This window comes from Pseudomonas sp. GM80, assembly GCF_000282515.1.
Taxonomy (GTDB): Bacteria; Pseudomonadota; Gammaproteobacteria; order Pseudomonadales; family Pseudomonadaceae; genus Aquipseudomonas.
The window spans coordinates 73,391-91,589 of record NZ_AKJD01000052.1; the positions used below are offsets into that span (position 1 = coordinate 73,391).

3 protein-coding genes (1 of these 3 only partly in view) are annotated in these 18,199 nt (G+C 63.1%); all 3 read left to right on the top strand.

The window, feature by feature from the left end:
- Nucleotides 1-14,910, top strand: the 3' portion of a protein-coding gene (locus PMI37_RS07795; protein ID WP_008079657.1) for a non-ribosomal peptide synthase/polyketide synthase. 2,934 nt of this gene lie to the left of the window's left edge; only the last 14,910 of its 17,844 coding nucleotides appear in the window; its start codon lies off the left edge, out of view; it ends in the stop codon at nucleotides 14,908-14,910.
- A 66-nt stretch (nucleotides 14,911-14,976) separates the two neighbouring features.
- Nucleotides 14,977-16,125, top strand: a complete 1,149-nt coding sequence (gene macA, locus PMI37_RS07800; RefSeq protein WP_008079658.1) for a macrolide transporter subunit MacA — start codon at nucleotides 14,977-14,979, stop codon at nucleotides 16,123-16,125.
- 2 nt (nucleotides 16,126-16,127) lie between these two features.
- Nucleotides 16,128-18,086: a MacB family efflux pump subunit gene (locus PMI37_RS07805; RefSeq protein WP_008079660.1), complete on the top strand. Its 1,959-nt coding sequence runs from the start codon at nucleotides 16,128-16,130 to the stop codon at nucleotides 18,084-18,086.
- The last annotated feature ends 113 nt before the right edge of the window (nucleotides 18,087-18,199 follow it).

Consider the following 18,199-nt stretch of genomic DNA (forward strand, 5'->3'; position numbering starts at 1 on the left):
CAGGAAGCCGTGCTGCTGGCGCGCGAAGATCAACCCGGGCAACCACGCCTGGTGGCCTATTTCACCGAGCAGAGCCAGGTCGAACCGCTGGCCGTGGCCGAGTTGCGCGCGCACCTGTTGACGCAGTTGCCGGAGTACATGGTGCCGGTGGCTTTTGTCCGACTCGACGCATTGCCGTTGACCGCCAATGGCAAAGTCGACCGCAAGGCCCTGCCGAAACCCGAGCGTGCGGCGCTGTTCACCCGCGAATACGAGGCGCCACTTAATGAGCTGGAAAGTGCCTTGGCGCAGATCTGGGCGCAGGTGCTGCAAGTCGAGCGAGTCGGGCGTCAGGATCACTTCTTCGAACTCGGCGGCCATTCACTGTTGGCCATGCGCATGGTGTCCCAGGTTCGCCAGCGCCTCGGCGTCGAACTGGCGCTGGGTGATCTGTTTGCCAACGCTGAACTGGCGGCGGTCGCCGAGGCGGTGGCGCAGGCCGGGCGCAGCACGCAACCGGAGATTGTCGCGGTGGCCCGTGATGGCGCCTTGCCGCTGTCGTTCGCCCAGCAACGCTTGTGGTTTCTGGCGCAAATGGAAGGCGCCAACACCGCGTACAACATTCCCATCGGCCTGCGTCTGCGCGGCCAACTGGATGAGCCTGCGCTGCAACAAGCCTTGGCGCGCATCGTCGCGCGGCATGAAACCCTGCGCAGCCGTTTCGCCCAGTTCAATGATCAGGCGCAAGTACTGATTGCTCCGCTCGACAGTGGCTTGCTGCTGCGCGTCGAAGATTTGCGCCAACATCCGCAACCCGACGAAACCTTGCAGGCGCTGATTCAGGGCGAAGCCTCGGGGCCGTTTGATTTGCAGGACGATGCGCTGATTCGTGGTCGGTTGGTGCGGCTCGCCGACGATCATCATGTGCTGTTGCTGACCCTGCATCACATCATCTCTGATGGCTGGTCGATGGGGGTTTTGACCCGCGAACTGATGGCGTTGTATCAGGCCTTCAGCCATGGCCAGCCAGATCCGCTACCGCCGCTGACGCTGCAATACACCGATTACGCGGTGTGGCAGCGGCGCTGGCTCAGTGGTGAGGTATTGCAGCGTCAGAGCGAATACTGGCACCAGACCCTGGCTGGCGCGCCGGCACTGTTGACGCTGCCGACCGACCGCGTGCGCCCGGCGCAGCAGGATTACGCCGGCAGCACCGTCGACGTGGTGCTCGACGAACGCCTGAGTGCCGGACTCAAGGCTTTGGCTCAGCGTCACGGCGTGACGATGTACATGCTCATGCTCAGTGCCTGGGCGAGTCTGTTGAGTCGTTTGTCCGGGCAAGCCGAAGTGGTCATCGGTTCGCCCGTGGCCAACCGCACACGCGCCGAGATCGAAGGCCTGATCGGCATGTTCGTCAACACCCTGGCCTTGCGTATCGATACGTCGGGTGAGTTGAGCAGCGAAGCGCTGCTGGCGCGGGTCAAGGCGCGAACGCTGCAAGCGCAGGCGCATCAGGACCTGCCGTTCGAACAAGTGGTGGAAATCACCAAACCTGCGCGGAGCATGGCGCACAGCCCGTTGTTTCAGGTGATGTTCAGTTGGGACAGCGGCCATGGCGCCAGTCTGAGTCTCGGCGATCTGACCCTGGAAAGCGTCGCCGAGCCTAGCCACTTCGCCAAATTCGATCTGTCGCTGACGCTGGCAGACGCGCCGGGCGGGATTCGTGGTGTGCTGGAGTACGCGATTGCCCTGTTCGATGAGTCGACGATCCAGCGTTATGTCGGCTACTTCCAGCGACTGTTGCAGGCGATGGTCAGCAACGATCAGGCGGTACTGGATCAGGTCGAGTTGTTGGCGGACGACGAACGTCAGCATCTGCTGGTTGATCTGAACGACACCGCCGTCAAACACGATCTTGAGCAGACCGTTCACGGTCGTTTCGAGGCGCAGGTGTTGCGCACGCCCGAGGCTGATGCCGTGGTGGCCGGTGAGCTGCGTTTGAGTTACGCCGAGTTGAACCGGCGCGCCAACCGACTCGCTCATCACTTGCGCCGGTGCGGTGTCGATCGCGATGCGCGGGTGGCGATCTGCGTCGAGCGCGGGCCGCAGTTGCTGGTCGGTCTGCTGGCGATTCTCAAGGCTGGTGGTGCTTATGTGCCGCTGGACCCCGGTTATCCTGCCGAACGTCTGGCTTACATGCTCGAGGACAGCGCGCCCGTAGCGGTGCTGGTACATGCGCCGACGCGCGCGCTGATCGGTGGGTGGGCCGGCGGAATGGTCGATTTCGACCATTGCTCCTGGCAAGACCTTGCGTCGAGCAATCCGCAGGTGCCGGACCTGAGCGCCGCGAACCTGGCTTATGTGATTTACACCTCCGGTTCCACCGGCACCCCGAAAGGCGTGATGGTCGAGCATCGTAATCTGGGTAATCTGCTGCACTGGAGCGCCAGCCTGTGTCCGTTGTCGAGCGGCGCCGCGCTGTTGCAGAAAACCCCGTTCAGCTTCGATGCCTCGGTGTGGGAGCTGTTCTGGCCGTTGAGCTGCGGCATGCGTCTGGTCCTCGCCGGCCCGGACGATCATCGTGATCCCGCCGCGCTGGTGCAGCTGATTCGTCAGCAACAGGTCAATGTCATCCAGTTCGTACCGGCGCTGTTGCAGCAATTCCTTGAAGTGGAAGAAGTCGTTGAGTGCCGCAGCCTTAGCGATGTGTTCTGTGGTGGCGGTGAGCTGACTGCCGCGTTGGTGCGCAGCGTGCGTGAACGTCTGCCGCAGGTGCGCCTGCACAACGTTTATGGCCCGACCGAAGCCACCGTCGACAGCACGGTGTGGACGCTGGAGCCTGAATCGCCGGTTCTGGAAAGCACGCCGCCGATTGGCAAACCGCTGTGCAACACCCGCGTGTATGTCCTCGACGCTCATCAGCAACCGGTGCCATTCGGTGTGGTCGGCGAGATGTATCTGGGCGGTGTGCAGGTGGCGCGGGGCTATCTGAATCGACCTGAGCTGACGGCCGAACGCTTCCTCGACGATCCGTTCAGCGATCAGCCAGGCGCGCGCTTGTACCGCACCGGCGACGTCGCACGGTATCGGGCCGATGGCAACATCGAGTACCTGGGGCGCAATGACGATCAGGTCAAGATCCGTGGTTTGCGCATCGAACTGGGCGAGATCCAGGCGCATCTGGCGCACATCGACGGCGTGCGCGAAGCGACGGTACTGGCCCGTGAAGATGTGCCGGGCGATCAGCGTCTGGTCGCTTATTACAGCGGCGAGCCGCTGGACATCGAACAGTTGCGCAGCCAACTGCTCAAGCAGTTGCCGGATTACATGGTGCCTGCGGTGTTTGTGCATCTGCCGGCCCTGCCACTGAGCCCCAACGGCAAACTGGATCGCCAGGCCTTGCCGGCCCCTGACCCATCGGCGCTGCAAACCCGCGCGTACGAAGCCCCGATCGGTGAAGTCGAGACCGTGATTGCCGGGATCTGGGCCGAGTTGCTCAAGGTCGAGCGGGTAGGGCGCTTTGATCATTTCTTCGAACTGGGCGGCCATTCGTTGCTGGCGGTCAATCTGGTTGCGCGCATGCGCCGCGCCGGGCTGTCGGCGGATATTCGCGTGCTGTTCGGCCAACCGACGCTGGCCGCACTGGCGGCGGCAGTGGGTGGGGCGCCTGAAGCGGCGGTGCCGGCAAACCTTATTCCGGCCGATTGCCCGCACATCACGCCCGACCTGCTGCCGCTGGTGGCGCTGGATCAAGCGACGATCGACCGCATCGTCGCGAGTGTCCCCGGCGGCGCGCGCAACGTGCAGGACATCTATCCGCTGGCGCCGTTGCAGACCGGCATCCTGTTCCATCATCTGTCGGCCGCGCAGGGCGATCCGTACGTGTTGCAGGCGCAGTTCGCCTTCGCCGATGAACAGCGTTTGCAGACCTTCACCAACGCACTGCAACGGGTGATCGAGCGCCACGACATTCTGCGTACTTCGCTGTTCTGGGAAGGGCTGGATGAGCCGGTGCAAGTGGTCTGGCGTCAGGCTTCGTTGAGCTGCGAGGCCCTGCAACTGGACGCCGAAGCGGGCGATGCACTGAGTCAGTTGCATGCGCGATTCACCGTCGAAACCTACCGTATGCCGGTTACCGAAGCACCGCTGATGCGCGTGGTCTACAGCCGCGATGCAGCCCGTCAACGTGTGGTGGCATTGCTGCTGTTCCATCACCTGGTGATGGATCACGTCGCGCTCGAAGTGTTGCAGCACGAGATGCAGGCGTTTCTGCTGGGCAATGCCGAGCAACTGAGCGAGCCGGTGCCGTACCGCAATTACGTGGCGCACACCCGCTCCGGGCTGAGCGAACAAGAGCACCAAAGCTTTTTCAGCGAGATGCTCGGCGCTGTTGATGAACCGACTTTGCCGTATGGTCAGCAACGGGTCGACGACGCGCCAGCGCAAGAGGCGCAGCTGGCGTTGCCACATTCACTGAGCCACAGCGTGCGCCAGCAGGCACGGCGATTGGGTGTCAGTGCTGCCAGCTTGATGCACCTCGCCTGGGCGCAGGTGCTGGGGCAATTGTCCGGGCGCGATGCCGTGGTGTTTGGCACGGTGTTGCTCGGTCGATTGCAGGGCGGTGAAGGCTCGGAGCGCGCGCTCGGCGTGTTCATCAACACCTTGCCGCTGTGCATCGAGCTGAACACTCATAGCGTCAAAGGCGCCGCACTGGCGACCCACGAACGCCTGAGTCAGTTGCTCGCCCATGAACATGCGCAACTGGCGCAGGTGCAACAGTGCAGCGCCATGCCGGCGGGCACGCCGCTGTTCAGCACATTGCTCAATTATCGTCATAGCGCCCCGGTCGGGCCGATAGCTGCCGAGGTGCAAGCGGCGTGGCACGGCATGCAATTGCTCGATGCCGAAGAGCACAGCAACTATCGCCTGACCCTCAGCGTTGACGATCTCGGCGAAGACTTCCGCCTGAAGGTATTGGCCGGGGCCGGCATTGATCCGCAGCGCATCTGCGGGTACATGCAGGGTGCGTTAAGCGTACTGCTTGATGCGCTGGAGCACACGCCGCACGTGGGCTTCGATCGGTTGTCGATCTTGCCGGCAGCAGAACGTGAACAGTTGCTGATGGATTTCAATGCGACCGAAGCCGACTACCCGCGTGGGCTGACGATTGCCCAGCGCTTCGAATCGCAGGTCGCCGAGCGTCCGCAGGCTGTGGCAGCGGTGTTGGCCGGGCAGCCACTGACGTACTTGCAACTCAATCGCCAAGCCAATGCGTTGGCGCATCACTTGATTGCCAACGGGGTGAAAGCCGACGACCGCGTGGCCATCGTCGCCCGTCGGGGTCTGGACACACTGGTCGGGCTGGTCGCTATTCTCAAGGCCGGCGCCGGCTATGTGCCGATCGATCCGGCGCATCCCGCCGAGCGGATCAGTTATTTATTGAGCGACAGCGCGCCAGTCGCAGTGCTCACTCAAAGCGATCTGCACGAGAAATTGCCGCTGCTGAGCGTGCCAGTGATTGATGTCGACCTGTGCGCATGGCCGGCGCAGGCGCAGCACAACCCTTCGGTACCAGATTTGACGGTCAAGCACCTGGCGTATGTGATCTACACCTCGGGTTCCACCGGCCTGCCCAAAGGGGTCATGGTCGAGCATCAGACACTGTCCAACCTGGTCGACTGGCATTGTGAAACGTTCGATTTACGCGCCGGCAACCACACCTCAAGTCTTGCTGGCTTTGGTTTCGATGCGATGGCGTGGGAAGTCTGGCCGGCCCTGTGCGCGGGCGCGACTTTGCACCTGGCACCGACCCATGACGGCGCTGAAGACATCGATGGATTGCTCGACTGGTGGCGCGCGCAACCGCTGGACGTGAGCTTTTTGCCGACACCGGTCGCCGAATACGCGTTCAGCCAGAACCTTGATCATCCGACCTTGCGTACCTTGCTGATCGGTGGCGATCGCTTGCGTCAGTTCAGCCGTCAGCAGCGCTTCGCCGTGATCAACAACTACGGCCCGACCGAGGCCACCGTGGTCGCCACCTCCGGGCATGTCGAAGTGGGCGCGGCGTTGCACATCGGCAAACCGGTGGCGAACGCGGCGGTTTATTTGCTCGACGAGCAGCAACGCCCGGTGCCAATGGGCGTGATGGGCGAGTTGTACGTCGGTGGCGGCGGAGTCGCTCGGGGTTATCTGAACCGCGCCGACCTGACCGCCGAACGTTTCCTGCACGACCCGTTCAGCCGCACGCCGAATGCGCGCATGTACCGCACCGGTGACCTTGCCCGCTGGCGCGAAGACGGCTCGCTCGACTACTTGGGACGTAACGACGACCAGGTGAAAATCCGTGGCATGCGCATTGAATTGGGCGAAATCGAGACCCGTCTCAATCAGCTCGCCGGGATCAACGAAGCGGTGCTGCTGGCCCGCGAGGATCAACCCGGCCAGCCGCGACTGGTGGCGTATTTCACCGAACAGGCGGGGGCCGGGACACTCGCAGCGAGCGAGTTGCGCGAGCATCTGCTGGCGCAGTTGCCGGACTACATGGTGCCGGCGGCGTTTGTCCGGCTTGAGGCTTTGCCGTTGACCGCCAATGGCAAGGTCGACCGCAAGGCGTTGCCCAAACCGGATCTGGCCGCGTTGCCGACCCGCGAATACGTGGCGCCGCAAGGCGAGCTGGAAACCGCGCTGGCGCAGATCTGGGCCGAAGTGCTGCAAGTCGAGCGGGTTGGTCGTCACGATCACTTCTTCGAACTCGGCGGCCATTCGCTGCTGGCGATGCGCATGGTCTCGTGGGTCCGTCAGCGCCTCGGCGTCGAACTGGCGTTGAGTGATCTGTTTGCCGACGGGCAATTGAGCGCAGTCGCCGCAGTATTGAATCGCGCCGGGCGCAGCACGCTTGCGCAAATGGTGCCGGTATCGCGTGATCAACCCCTGCCGATGTCCTTCGCCCAACAACGCCTGTGGTTCCTGGCGCAGATGGCCGGCGGCAACTCGGCGTACAACATTCCGGTCGGGTTGCGCCTGCGCGGGCACCTCGACGTCGATGCCCTGCAAAGGGCGCTGGCACGGATCGTGGCTCGTCACGAAACCCTGCGCAGCCGTTTCATCCGCATCGACGACACTGCGCAGGTGTCGATTGCCCCGGTCGACAGCGGTTTGCTCTTGCGCGTGGAAGACCTGCGTCAAGACTTGCAAGCCGAACTCACCTTGCAGGCATTGATGGCGCAAGAAGCCTCGACAGCCTTTGATCTGCAGGACGATTCGTTGATTCGCGGACGGTTGGTGCGCCTGGCCGACGAGCATCATGTGCTGCTGTTGACCGTGCATCACATCGTCGCCGACGGCTGGTCGATGGGCGTACTGACCGCTGAGTTGATGGCGTTGTATCAAGCGTTCAGCCAGGGTCAGCCTGATCCGCTGCCAGCCCTGACCCTGCAATACGGCGACTACGCCGTGTGGCAACGGGGTTGGCTCAGCGGTGACGTGCTGCAGCAGCAAAGCCAATACTGGCAGCAGACCCTCGATGGCGCGCCGGCCTTGTTGACGCTGCCCACCGATCGCCCGCGACCGGCGCAACAGGATTACACCGGCGCCAACCTCGAAGTGCTGCTGGACCCGCGCCTGAGTGCAGGGCTCAAGGCCTTGAGCCAACGTCACGGCGTGACCCTGTTCATGACCGTGATGAGCGCCTGGGCATCGCTGATGAGTCGCCTGTCCGGGCAGACCGATGTGGTGATCGGTGCGCCGGTGGCCAACCGCAGCCGCGCGGAACTCGAAGGCTTGATCGGCATGTTCGTCAACACGCTGGCCTTGCGCATCGACACCTCGGGCGCGGTGAGCGTCGAAGCGCTGTTGGCGCAGGTCAAGGCGCGGACACTGGAGGCCCAGGCGCATCAGGATCTGCCGTTCGAACAAGTGGTGGAAATCGCCCGACCGCTGCGCAGTCTGGCGCACAGCCCGCTGTTCCAGACCACGCTGAACTGGGACAGCAGCGTCGGCCCGCAACTGGCGCTCGGCGAGCTGACACTGGAGGGCGTCGCCGGGCCGGGCGATGTCGCCAAGTTTGATTTGACGCTGACACTGGGCGAGGTCAACGGAGTGATTCGCGGCTCGCTGAACTACGCCACGGCGCTGTTCGATGCGTCGACGGTCGAGCGGTACATCGGGTACTTGCAGCGCTTGCTTGAAGCGATGATCAGCAGTGATCAAACGGTGTTGGAGCAGGTGCCGTTGATGGCAGCGGATGAGCGCAAGCGCTTGCTGCGTGACTTCAACGCCACGGCGCGCGATTACCCGCGAACACTGACCGTCCACGGAATTTTCCAGCAGCAGGCAGCAGCGCATCCCAAGGCTGTAGCGGCGGTGCATGGCACGCATTCGCTGAGCTACTTTGAGCTGAATGCCCAGGCTAACCGACTGGCCCATCACCTGATCGCTCACGGCGTGCAACCGGGCGACCACGTGGCGATCCTGCTGCCGCGCTCGCTGGAGCTGCTGGTTGCGCAACTGGCCATTGCCAAGTGTGCGGCGGCGTACGTGCCGCTGGACATCAATGCGCCGAGCGAACGCCAGGCGTTCATGGTCGAGGACTGTCAGGCAGTGGCGCTGTTGACCTTGAGCAGTGAAATCATCGCCTACGCTGCGCCGCGCATCGATCTCGACACGCTGACCCTCAACGGCCAGCCGACGCACAATCCGAATCTTGTGCAGTCTTCCGAGGCGCTGGCGTACATCATGTACACCTCGGGTTCCACCGGCACGCCGAAAGGGGTGATGGTGCCGCATCGGGGCATCGGTCGGTTGGTGCTCAACAACGGTTACGCCGATTTCACTGCGCAGGATCGTGTGGTGTTCGCCTCGAACCCGGCGTTCGACGCGAGCACCATGGACATCTGGGGGCCACTGCTCAACGGCGGTCGCGTGGTGGTCATCGACCATCAAACCCTGCTTGATCCGAATGCCTTCGGCCGTGAACTGAGTGCCAGCGGCGCGACGATCCTGTTTGTCACCACCGCGCTGTTCAACCAGTACGTGCAACTGATTCCGCAGGCGCTCAAGGGCCTGCGGATTCTGCTGTGCGGCGGTGAGCGTGGCGATCCGGCGGCGTTCCGGCGCCTGCTGGCCGAGGCCCCGGCATTGCGCATCGTGCATTGCTACGGCCCGACCGAAACTACCACCTACGCAACGACGTTCGAAGTGCAGGAGGTGGCTGAAAACGCCGAGAGCGTGCCGATTGGCGGCCCCATCGGCAACACGCAGGTGTACGTGCTCGACGCGTATCAGCAACCGGTGCCGATGGGCGTGACCGGCGAGCTGTACATCGGCGGGCAGGGCGTGGCGCTGGGTTACCTGAATCGACCCGATCTGAGCGCCGAGAAATTCCTCTGCGATCCGTTCAGCGAAACACCGGGTGCGCGGCTCTACCGCACCGGCGACCTCGCGCGCTGGCTGGCGCCGGGGCAACTCGACTGCATCGGCCGCAACGACGATCAGGTGAAGATCCGTGGCTTTCGCATCGAACTGGGGGAAATCGAAAACCGCCTGCTGAACTGCCCGGGAATCAAGGAAGCGGTAGTGCTGGCGCGCCGCGACGGTCAGGACGCCACGCGTCTGGTGGCTTACTACACGGCGCACGATGGCGTGTTGGACAGCGCCGAACTGCACGCGCAATTGCACGCACGACTGCCGGAATACATGGTGCCGACGGCGTGGGTGCCACTTGAGGTATTGCCGCTGAACAATAACGGCAAGGTCGACCGCAAGGCACTGCCAGCACCGACACAGGAGGCATTGCTCAGCCGGGTTTACGAGGCACCGGCCAATGCTCTGGAAATCAGCCTCGCACAGGTCTGGGCCGAGGTGTTACGGGTCGAAAAAGTCGGCCGTCATGACAACTTCTTCGAACTCGGCGGCCACTCGTTGCTGGCGATGCGCATGCTGTCCCAGGTGCGTCAGCAGTTGGGTGTGGAGCTGGCGCTGGCCGATCTGTTTGCCAACCCGGAACTGGCGGCGGTTGCCCAGGTCCTGGGTCAGGCCGAACGCAGCACCTTGCCCGAGATTCTGCCGGCACCGCGAGATCAGGCGCTGCCGCTGTCGTTCGCCCAGCAACGCTTGTGGTTCCTTGCGCAGATGGACGGTGGCAACACCGCCTACAACATTCCTTTGGGCTTGCACCTGCGTGGTCGACTCGACGCCGTGGCCCTGCAACGGGCATTGGCGCGGATCGTTGCGCGACACGAAACCCTGCGCAGCCGTTTCGCGCAATTGAACGACGAAGCACAGGTGCTGATTGCTCCGGTCGACAGTGGCCTGCCGCTGATCGAGGAAGATTGGCGCCAACACCCGCAGACCGCCGAGGCCTTGCGCACATTGCTCGACACGGAAGCACGCGGGCCCTTCAATTTGCAGGACGACCCATTGATTCGTGGACGTCTGGTGCGACTCGCCGATGATCACCATGTGCTGTTGCTGACCATGCACCACATCATCTCCGACGGCTGGTCGATGGGCGTGCTGACCCGCGAATTGATGGCGCTGTATCAGGCGTTCAGCCATGGCGAGGAGGATCCGCTGCCGCCGCTGACCCTGCAATACGCCGACTACGCGGTGTGGCAACGGCGCTGGCTGAGCGGTGAGGTGCTGCAGCGTCAAAGCGATTACTGGCAGCAGACGCTGGCCGGAGCGCCGGCGTTGCTGAGCCTGCCGACTGACCGTCCGCGTCCGGCACAACAGGATCACCACGGCGGCAGTGTCGAAATCGTGCTGGACGAGCACACCAGCGTCGGTCTCAAGGCGTTGTGTCAGCGTCACGCCGTGACGCCGTACATGGTCATCATGAGTGCCTGGGCGATGTTGCTGGCTCGCTTGTCCGGACAGTCCGATGTGGTGGTCGGCTCGCCGGTGGCCAACCGTACCCGCGCCGAGATCGAGGGGCTGATCGGCATGTTCGTCAACACCCTGGCGCTGCGTATCGATACCTCAGGCGATCTGACGGGGGCCGCGCTGCTGGCGCGGGTCAAGGCGCAGACGCTGGCGGCGCAGGCGCATCAGGATCTGCCGTTCGAACACGTGGTGGAAATCACCCGGCCGCTGCGCAGCCTCGCCCACACACCGTTGTTCCAGACGTTGTTGAGCTGGGACAGCAGCGTTGCGCCCGCCTTGGCACTGGGCGGCCTGACGCTGGAAGGCGTCGCCGGGGAAAATCACTTTGTGAAGTTCGATCTGTCGTTGAGTCTGGGTGAAACCCCGCAGGGAATTCGCGGCGCGCTGCGCTACGCCACGGCGTTGTTCGATGAGTCGACGGTGCGGCGTTTTGTCGGTTACTTCCAGCGCTTGCTGACGGCGCTGGTCAGCGATGATCAGGCGAAACTGGCGCAGGTCAATCTGCTGGCGGCGGATGAGCAGCAGCGCCTGCTCGGCGAGTTCAACGCGACTGCGCTCGATTGCCCGGTCGAGCAGCCGATTCAAAGCCTGTTCGAAGCGCAGGTGCAGCGTCAGCCGGACGCCATTGCCGTGCAGATCGGCGAACACAGCCTGACGTATCGCGAACTGAATGCCCGCGCCAACCGTCTTGCGCAGCATCTGCGCGAGCAGGGTGTGGGGCCGGATGCGCGGGTGGCGCTGTGCGTCGAGCGTGGACTCGAGCTGGTGGTGGGGTTGCTTGGCATTCTCAAGGCCGGTGGCGCATATGTGCCGCTGGATCCGGCTTATCCGGCGGAGCGCCTCGACTACATGCTCAGGGACTGCGCGCCGACGGCGGTGTTGGTACACACGACGACCCGATCGCTGTTCGCCGCGACCGATGCGCTACTGATCGACTTTGATCAATGCAGCTGGCACGACCAGTCAGACAGCAATCCGCAGGTGCCCGGCCTGAGTGCTTCGAATCTGGCCTACATGATCTACACCTCGGGTTCGACCGGTACGCCGAAAGGCGTGATGCTGGAGCATCGTGGCCTGTGCAATCTGGTGCATTGGGGGTCGCAGATCTGCCCGCCGACCACAGACGGCGCGCTGTTGCAGAAAGCGCCCTTCAGTTTCGACGGTTCGGTGTGGGAGTTCTTCTGGCCGCTGACGGCGGGTGTGCGTCTGGTATTGGCACGGCCGGGCGGTCATCGGGAACCGGCGTATCTGGCGCAAGTCATTCGTCAGCAACGCATTACGGTGGTCAAGTTTGTGCCGGCGTTGTTGCAGCAGTTTCTTGAGTTGCAGGAGGTCAGTGAGTGCACCAGCCTCACCGATGTGTTCTGTGGCGGCGGCGAACTGACGGCGGCGCTGGCCGCTGCTGTGCGCCAGCACCTGCCGTGGGTGCGCCTGCATAACGTGTATGGCCCGACCGAAGCCACGGTCGACAGCACGGCGTGGACGCTGGAACCGCACATGCCGGTGCCGTTATCTGAATTGCCAATCGGCAAGGCTATCTGTAATACCCGGCTGTATGTGCTCGATGCGCATGACCAGGCTGTGCCGCTCGGCGTCATTGGCCAGTTGCACATTGGTGGTGTCGGTGTGGCGCGCGGTTACAGGGGACTGCCGCAGATGCAGGCCGAGCGCTTTATCGACAGCCCGTTCGTAGCCGGTGATCGCTTGTACCGCACCGGCGATCTGGTGCGTTACCGCGCCGACGGTAACCTCGAATTCCTCGGGCGTAACGACTTCCAGGTCAAGCTGCACGGCTTGCGCCTGGAACTCGGTGAAATCGAAGCGCGATTGATCCAGCACCCGGATGTGCGCGAGGTGGTGGTGCTGATGCGCGACGAGCGTCTGGTCGCCTATTTCACCGCGGTTGATCGCAGTGCTGTGCCGGCGATCGACACGCTGCGGGCGTTCGTCCTCGAGCAGTTGCCCGAATACATGGTACCGGGCGCGTTTGTTGCGCTCGACGTCTTGCCGTTGAGTCCCAACGGCAAAATCGACCGCCAGGCGCTGCCGGCACCGGGCCTCGACGCCGTGCTCAGCCGGCACTACGAAGCGCCTCAAGGCGAGACTGAAACCGTGCTGGCGCGGATTTGGGCTGAAGTGCTGAAGGTCGAGCAGGTTGGACGCCACGACAACTTCTTCGAATTGGGCGGGCATTCATTGCTGGCGATTCGTCTGGTCAATTTGCTGCAGCGGGCGGGGCAACAGGTGACGCTGGCGGAGCTGTTCCAGCGGCCGAGTATCGAATCACTGGCAGCGCTGATCAGTCAGCGCAGCGGTATACCTGAACAGCCGGAAGGACTGGTCGTGGTGCGGCCGGGCGAGGGCGGTCATGCGCTGTTCCTGATCCATGAATTCAGCGGCCGGGATGTGTATTTCCCGGCATTGGGCTCGCACATCGACGGTCAGTTTCCGATTTACGGTTTGCCGGGTGTGCCTCTGGGGCAACCGCAACTGCGCACCCTTGAATGCATGGCCGCGCGGATGGTCGGGATCATCCGTTCGGTGCAGCCGCACGGCCCTTACTGTCTGGCCGGGTGGTCGTTTGGTGGCTTGCTGGCCTTTGAAGTCGCGCAGCAACTGCTCGGTCTCGATGAGGCCGTGGCGTTTGTCGGCCTGCTCGATACCTATGCACCGCACCCGGCCAGTCAGGATAAAACCCGCTGGAGCGGCGAGCATCGCGACAAGCGTCAATTGCTCGAACATTGTCGGGCGCGCTCGCAGATGCTTGGTGAACAAGGGCTGCAGGCGTTGGCTGATGTCGAAAGGCTTGAGGCTGAAGTCGAACTCATCGGCTTCGACGAACTGTTCCTGCGCTGCTGCGAACAGCAATTACCTGACCCGGAATTGGCTGCACTGAGCGCAGCGGACGCCTGGAGTTACTTTGATCGCGAGGCCGCTCATGGCCTGGCGCTGGCGCACTACCGGGTCAGCCCGGCCAGTCAGCCGGTGCATTTGTTCCGCGCTCAGGCGCTGATGCCGGGGCAGGCACAGCCGAGTCCGACCCGTGGTTGGGAGACCAAGGTCGCCACTGGATTTCTGCGTTGCATCGATGTGCCGGGTGACCACCGCAGCATGATGAAAACCCCGGATATTCAGGCCCTCGGCCAGGCCTTGAGTCAGGCCATGGCTGCGGCGCAGGCACCGCAGCCACAGGCCTATCAGCCGTTGTTGACCATCCAGAGCGGCCACGTCGGGCATGCGCCGATCTTTTGCGTGCCGGGGGCGGGCGACAGTGTCACCGGGTTCATTCACCTGACCGAAGCACTTGGCCCGGAATGGCCAATTTTCGGTCTGCAACCGCGCGGGCTCGATGGCAGCGGCGTACCGCACAGTCAGGTCGAAGCGGCGGCGAAGTGTTATCTGCAAGCCGTCGAACAGCTGTATCCGCAAGGCCCGGTGCACCTGATCGGCCATTCGTTCGGCGGCTGGGTCGTGCATGCCATGGCCGCGCAGTTGCAGGCGGCCGGGCGTGAAGTGGCGTCCTTGACCCTGATCGACAGCGAAGCCCCCGGTGGTAACGGCACGGCGGGCAAACCGTATACGACGACCGCCGCGCTGGAGCGGTTGATCGAGACCTTGCAGCTGTCCAGCGGCAAGTCTTTGGGCATCGATCCGCAAGCCTTTGCCGAGGCTGACGAGACTGTGCAAATGCGCCTGTTGCACCAAGGCATGGTCCGCGCCGGCGTGTTGTCGGCGCGCTCATCGGAGCAGGCAATGCACGGCCCGGTACGCACTTTTGCCACGGCACTGCGCACGGTCTATCAACCGCAACTGGCCTACACCGGCCCCGTGCGGCTGGCGCTGGTCGATGACCCGACGCTGGATGCGTGGGGCAATCAGCGCGAGCAAGCGGCGATGGTCGAAGGCTGGCAGCGGCAGGTTGCGGATCTGGCCGTGTGGTACGGGCCGGGCAACCATTTCACGATTCTCAAGGCGCCCAACGTCTTCAGTTTCGCGGCGTGGTGGCATGACGGCCGGAAAGTTCCGGCGGGCGAAATATTGTCCTGATTGTTGTTTATCTAGCAGAGCCCGGCGTTGCGCCGGGCTCGATCCTGAACGGACTTGTGGGCATTTATGGAAAAGTCGAAGTGGCGCAAAGTCGGTATGGGTTTGGCCTTGGCGGTGGTGGCGGGGTTGGTGTTTTACACGGTGCAGGCACCGGCGGAGGCACCGCAGTACCTGACCGCGACGGTCGAACGCGATGACATCGAGAACGCGGTGCTGGCCACCGGCGTGCTCGAAGGGATCAAGCAGGTTGATGTTGGTGCGCAGGTCTCCGGCCAGTTGAAATCGCTGAAGGTCAAGGTCGGCGACAAGGTGAAAAAAGGCCAGTGGCTGGCGGAAATCGATCCGCTGGTGCTGCAGAACACCTTGCGCCAGGCTCAGGTCGATGAGGAAAACCTGCAAGCGCAAAAGCGCGCCACGCAGGCCCAACTGAAACAGACCAAGGCGATTTACGAGCGCTATCAGAACCTGCAGGAGGATGCGTCGATCTCGCGCCAGGATTTCGAAACTGCGGAATCCAATTATCAGGTGCAGCAGGCCAATCTGATGTCGCTGGATGCGCAAATCAAAAGTGCGCACATCCAGATCGACACTGCCAAGGTCAACCTGGCGTACACGCGGATTGTCGCGCCGATCGATGGCGACGTGGTCGGCGTGGTCACTCAGGAAGGCCAGACGGTGATCGCCAGCCAACTCGCGCCGGTCCTGTTGAAACTGGCAGACCTGGACACCATGACGGTCAAGGCACAAGTGTCCGAGGCCGATGTGATTCACATTGCGCCGGGGCAAGAGGTGTATTTCACCATTCTTGGCGAGGACAAACGCTACTACGCGAAACTGCGCGGCACCGATCCGGCGCCGCAGAACTTTCTCGAAACCCCGCCCGCCGGCACGCCGAAGCAAAGCAGCGCGGTGTTCTACAACGCTTTGTTCGAAGTGCCGAACCCCGACCATCGCCTGCGCATTTCGATGACCGCGCAGGTGCGCATTGTCCTCGACACCGCCAAGGCTGTGCTGACCGTACCGGTGGCGGCGCTCGGCCCGCGCAATGCCGACGGCAGCTTTCCGGTGCGCGTGCTCGACGCCAAGGGCCACGCGCAGTCGCGCAACGTGCAGACCGGGATCAACAACAACGTCAAAGTGCAGATCAATGGCGGCCTGGCTGAAGGCGATCGCGTGGTTATCGGTGATCCGTTGACCAACGTGGCGGGGGCCTGAGCATGACTGAACCACTGTTGCAGCTCACCGGCATCACCCGCAGTTTCACCGCGGGCGACCGCGAATTTCTTGCGTTGAAGAACATCAACCTGACGATCCATGCCGGGGAAATGGTCGCGATCATCGGCGCCTCGGGTTCCGGTAAATCGACGCTGATGAACATCCTCGGTTGCCTCGATTACGCCACCGCCGGCAGCTACAAAATCAACGGCCAGGAAACCCGCGACCTGGACAATCAGGCGCTGGCCGAACTGCGCCGCGACTACTTCGGCTTCATCTTCCAGCGCTACCATTTGCTGCCGCACCTGAGTGCGATGCACAACGTCGAGATGCCGGCGATTTATGCCGGTACCCCGCAGCTGCAACGCCATGCCCGCGCCAGAGAGCTGTTGGCGCGACTGGGCCTCGAAGGTCACCTGACGCATCGGCCGAGCCAGTTGTCTGGCGGCCAACAGCAGCGGGTCAGTATCGCCCGGGCGTTGATGAACGGCGGCGAAGTGATCCTCGCCGACGAGCCCACCGGTGCGCTCGACACGGCCAGCGGCAAAGAGGTGATGCGCATTCTGCTGGAGCTGCACGCCGCCGGGCACACGGTGATTCTGGTGACCCACGACCCGAAAGTCGCGGCCAACGCCGAACGCATCATCGAAGTCAGCGACGGTGAAATCCTCAGCGACCGCGCCAACGAACGCGACACCACGCACCTGCTCAGCGATGAGCCAGTGGCGCCGAGAGCCACCGCTTCACGGCGTCTGGTGGCCAGCCTTGGCCTGTTCAAGGAAGCGTTCAGCATGGCCTGGGTCGCATTGATCTCGCACCGCATGCGCACCTTGCTGACCATGCTCGGGATCGTCATCGGCATCACCTCGGTGGTGTCGATTTCGGCGGTCGGCGAGGGCGCCAAGAACTACGTGCTCAAGGACATCGCGGCCATCGGCAGCAACACCATCGATGTCTATCCCGGCAGCAGTTACGGCGACAAACGTGCGGCGGCCATCGAAACCCTGACCCCGGCGGATGTCACGGCGCTGAATCAGCTGTATTACGTCGACAGCGCCACGCCGATGATCGGCCGCAGCCTGTTGCTGCGCTATCGCAATATCGATCTGGATGCGCAGGTCAACGGCGTCAGCGATCAGTACTTCAAAGTGCGCGGCATCAAGATGGCGGCGGGCATCCCGTTCAGCGAAAGCGATGCGCGACGCCAGGCGCAGGTGGTGGTCATTGATCACAACACCCGTCAGCGTTTGTTCGGGCAGGATGTCGATCCCTTGGGCCAGGTGATCCTGATCGGTAACCTGCCGTGCACGGTGATTGGCGTCGCCGCACAGGATAAAAGCCTGTTTGCCTCGGGCAAGACCCTCAATGTCTGGGTGCCTTACGAAACGGCCGCCGGACGGGTGTTGGGCCAGCGTTATCTGGACAGCATCAGCGTGCGCATGAAGGAAGGTCAGCCGAGCAAGGTGGTGGAAGAGCACGTCACGCAGCTGTTGCTGCAACGCCATGGCAGCAAGGATTTCTTCACCAACAACCTCGACAGTGTGTTGCAGACGGTGCAGAAAACCAGCCGCTCGCTGGCGCTGCTGCTGTCGTTGATCGCGGTGATTTCGCTGGTGGTGGGGGGGATTGGCGTGATGAACATCATGCTGGTCTCGGTGACTGAGCGCACGCGCGAGATCGGCATTCGCATGGCGGTGGGCGCGCGGCAGTCGGACATTCGTCAGCAGTTTCTGGTGGAGGCGGTGATGGTCTGTCTGTTGGGCGGAGCAATCGGGATTTCGCTGTCGTATGCCATCGGGCATCTGTTTTCGCTGTTTATCAAGGAATGGGAGATGGTCTTCTCGCTGACCTCGGTGCTCACGGCGGTGATCTGCTCGACGCTGATCGGCATCGTCTTCGGCTTCGTCCCGGCCCGCAATGCCTCACGCCTCGACCCGATTGAAGCGTTGGCACGCGATTGATGAAACCATTGATCGTTCCTACGCTCGGCGTGGGAATGCAGCCCGTGACGCTCCGCGTCACTGGACGCAGAGCGTCCCTAGAGGCATTCCCACGCAGAGCGTGGGAACGATCC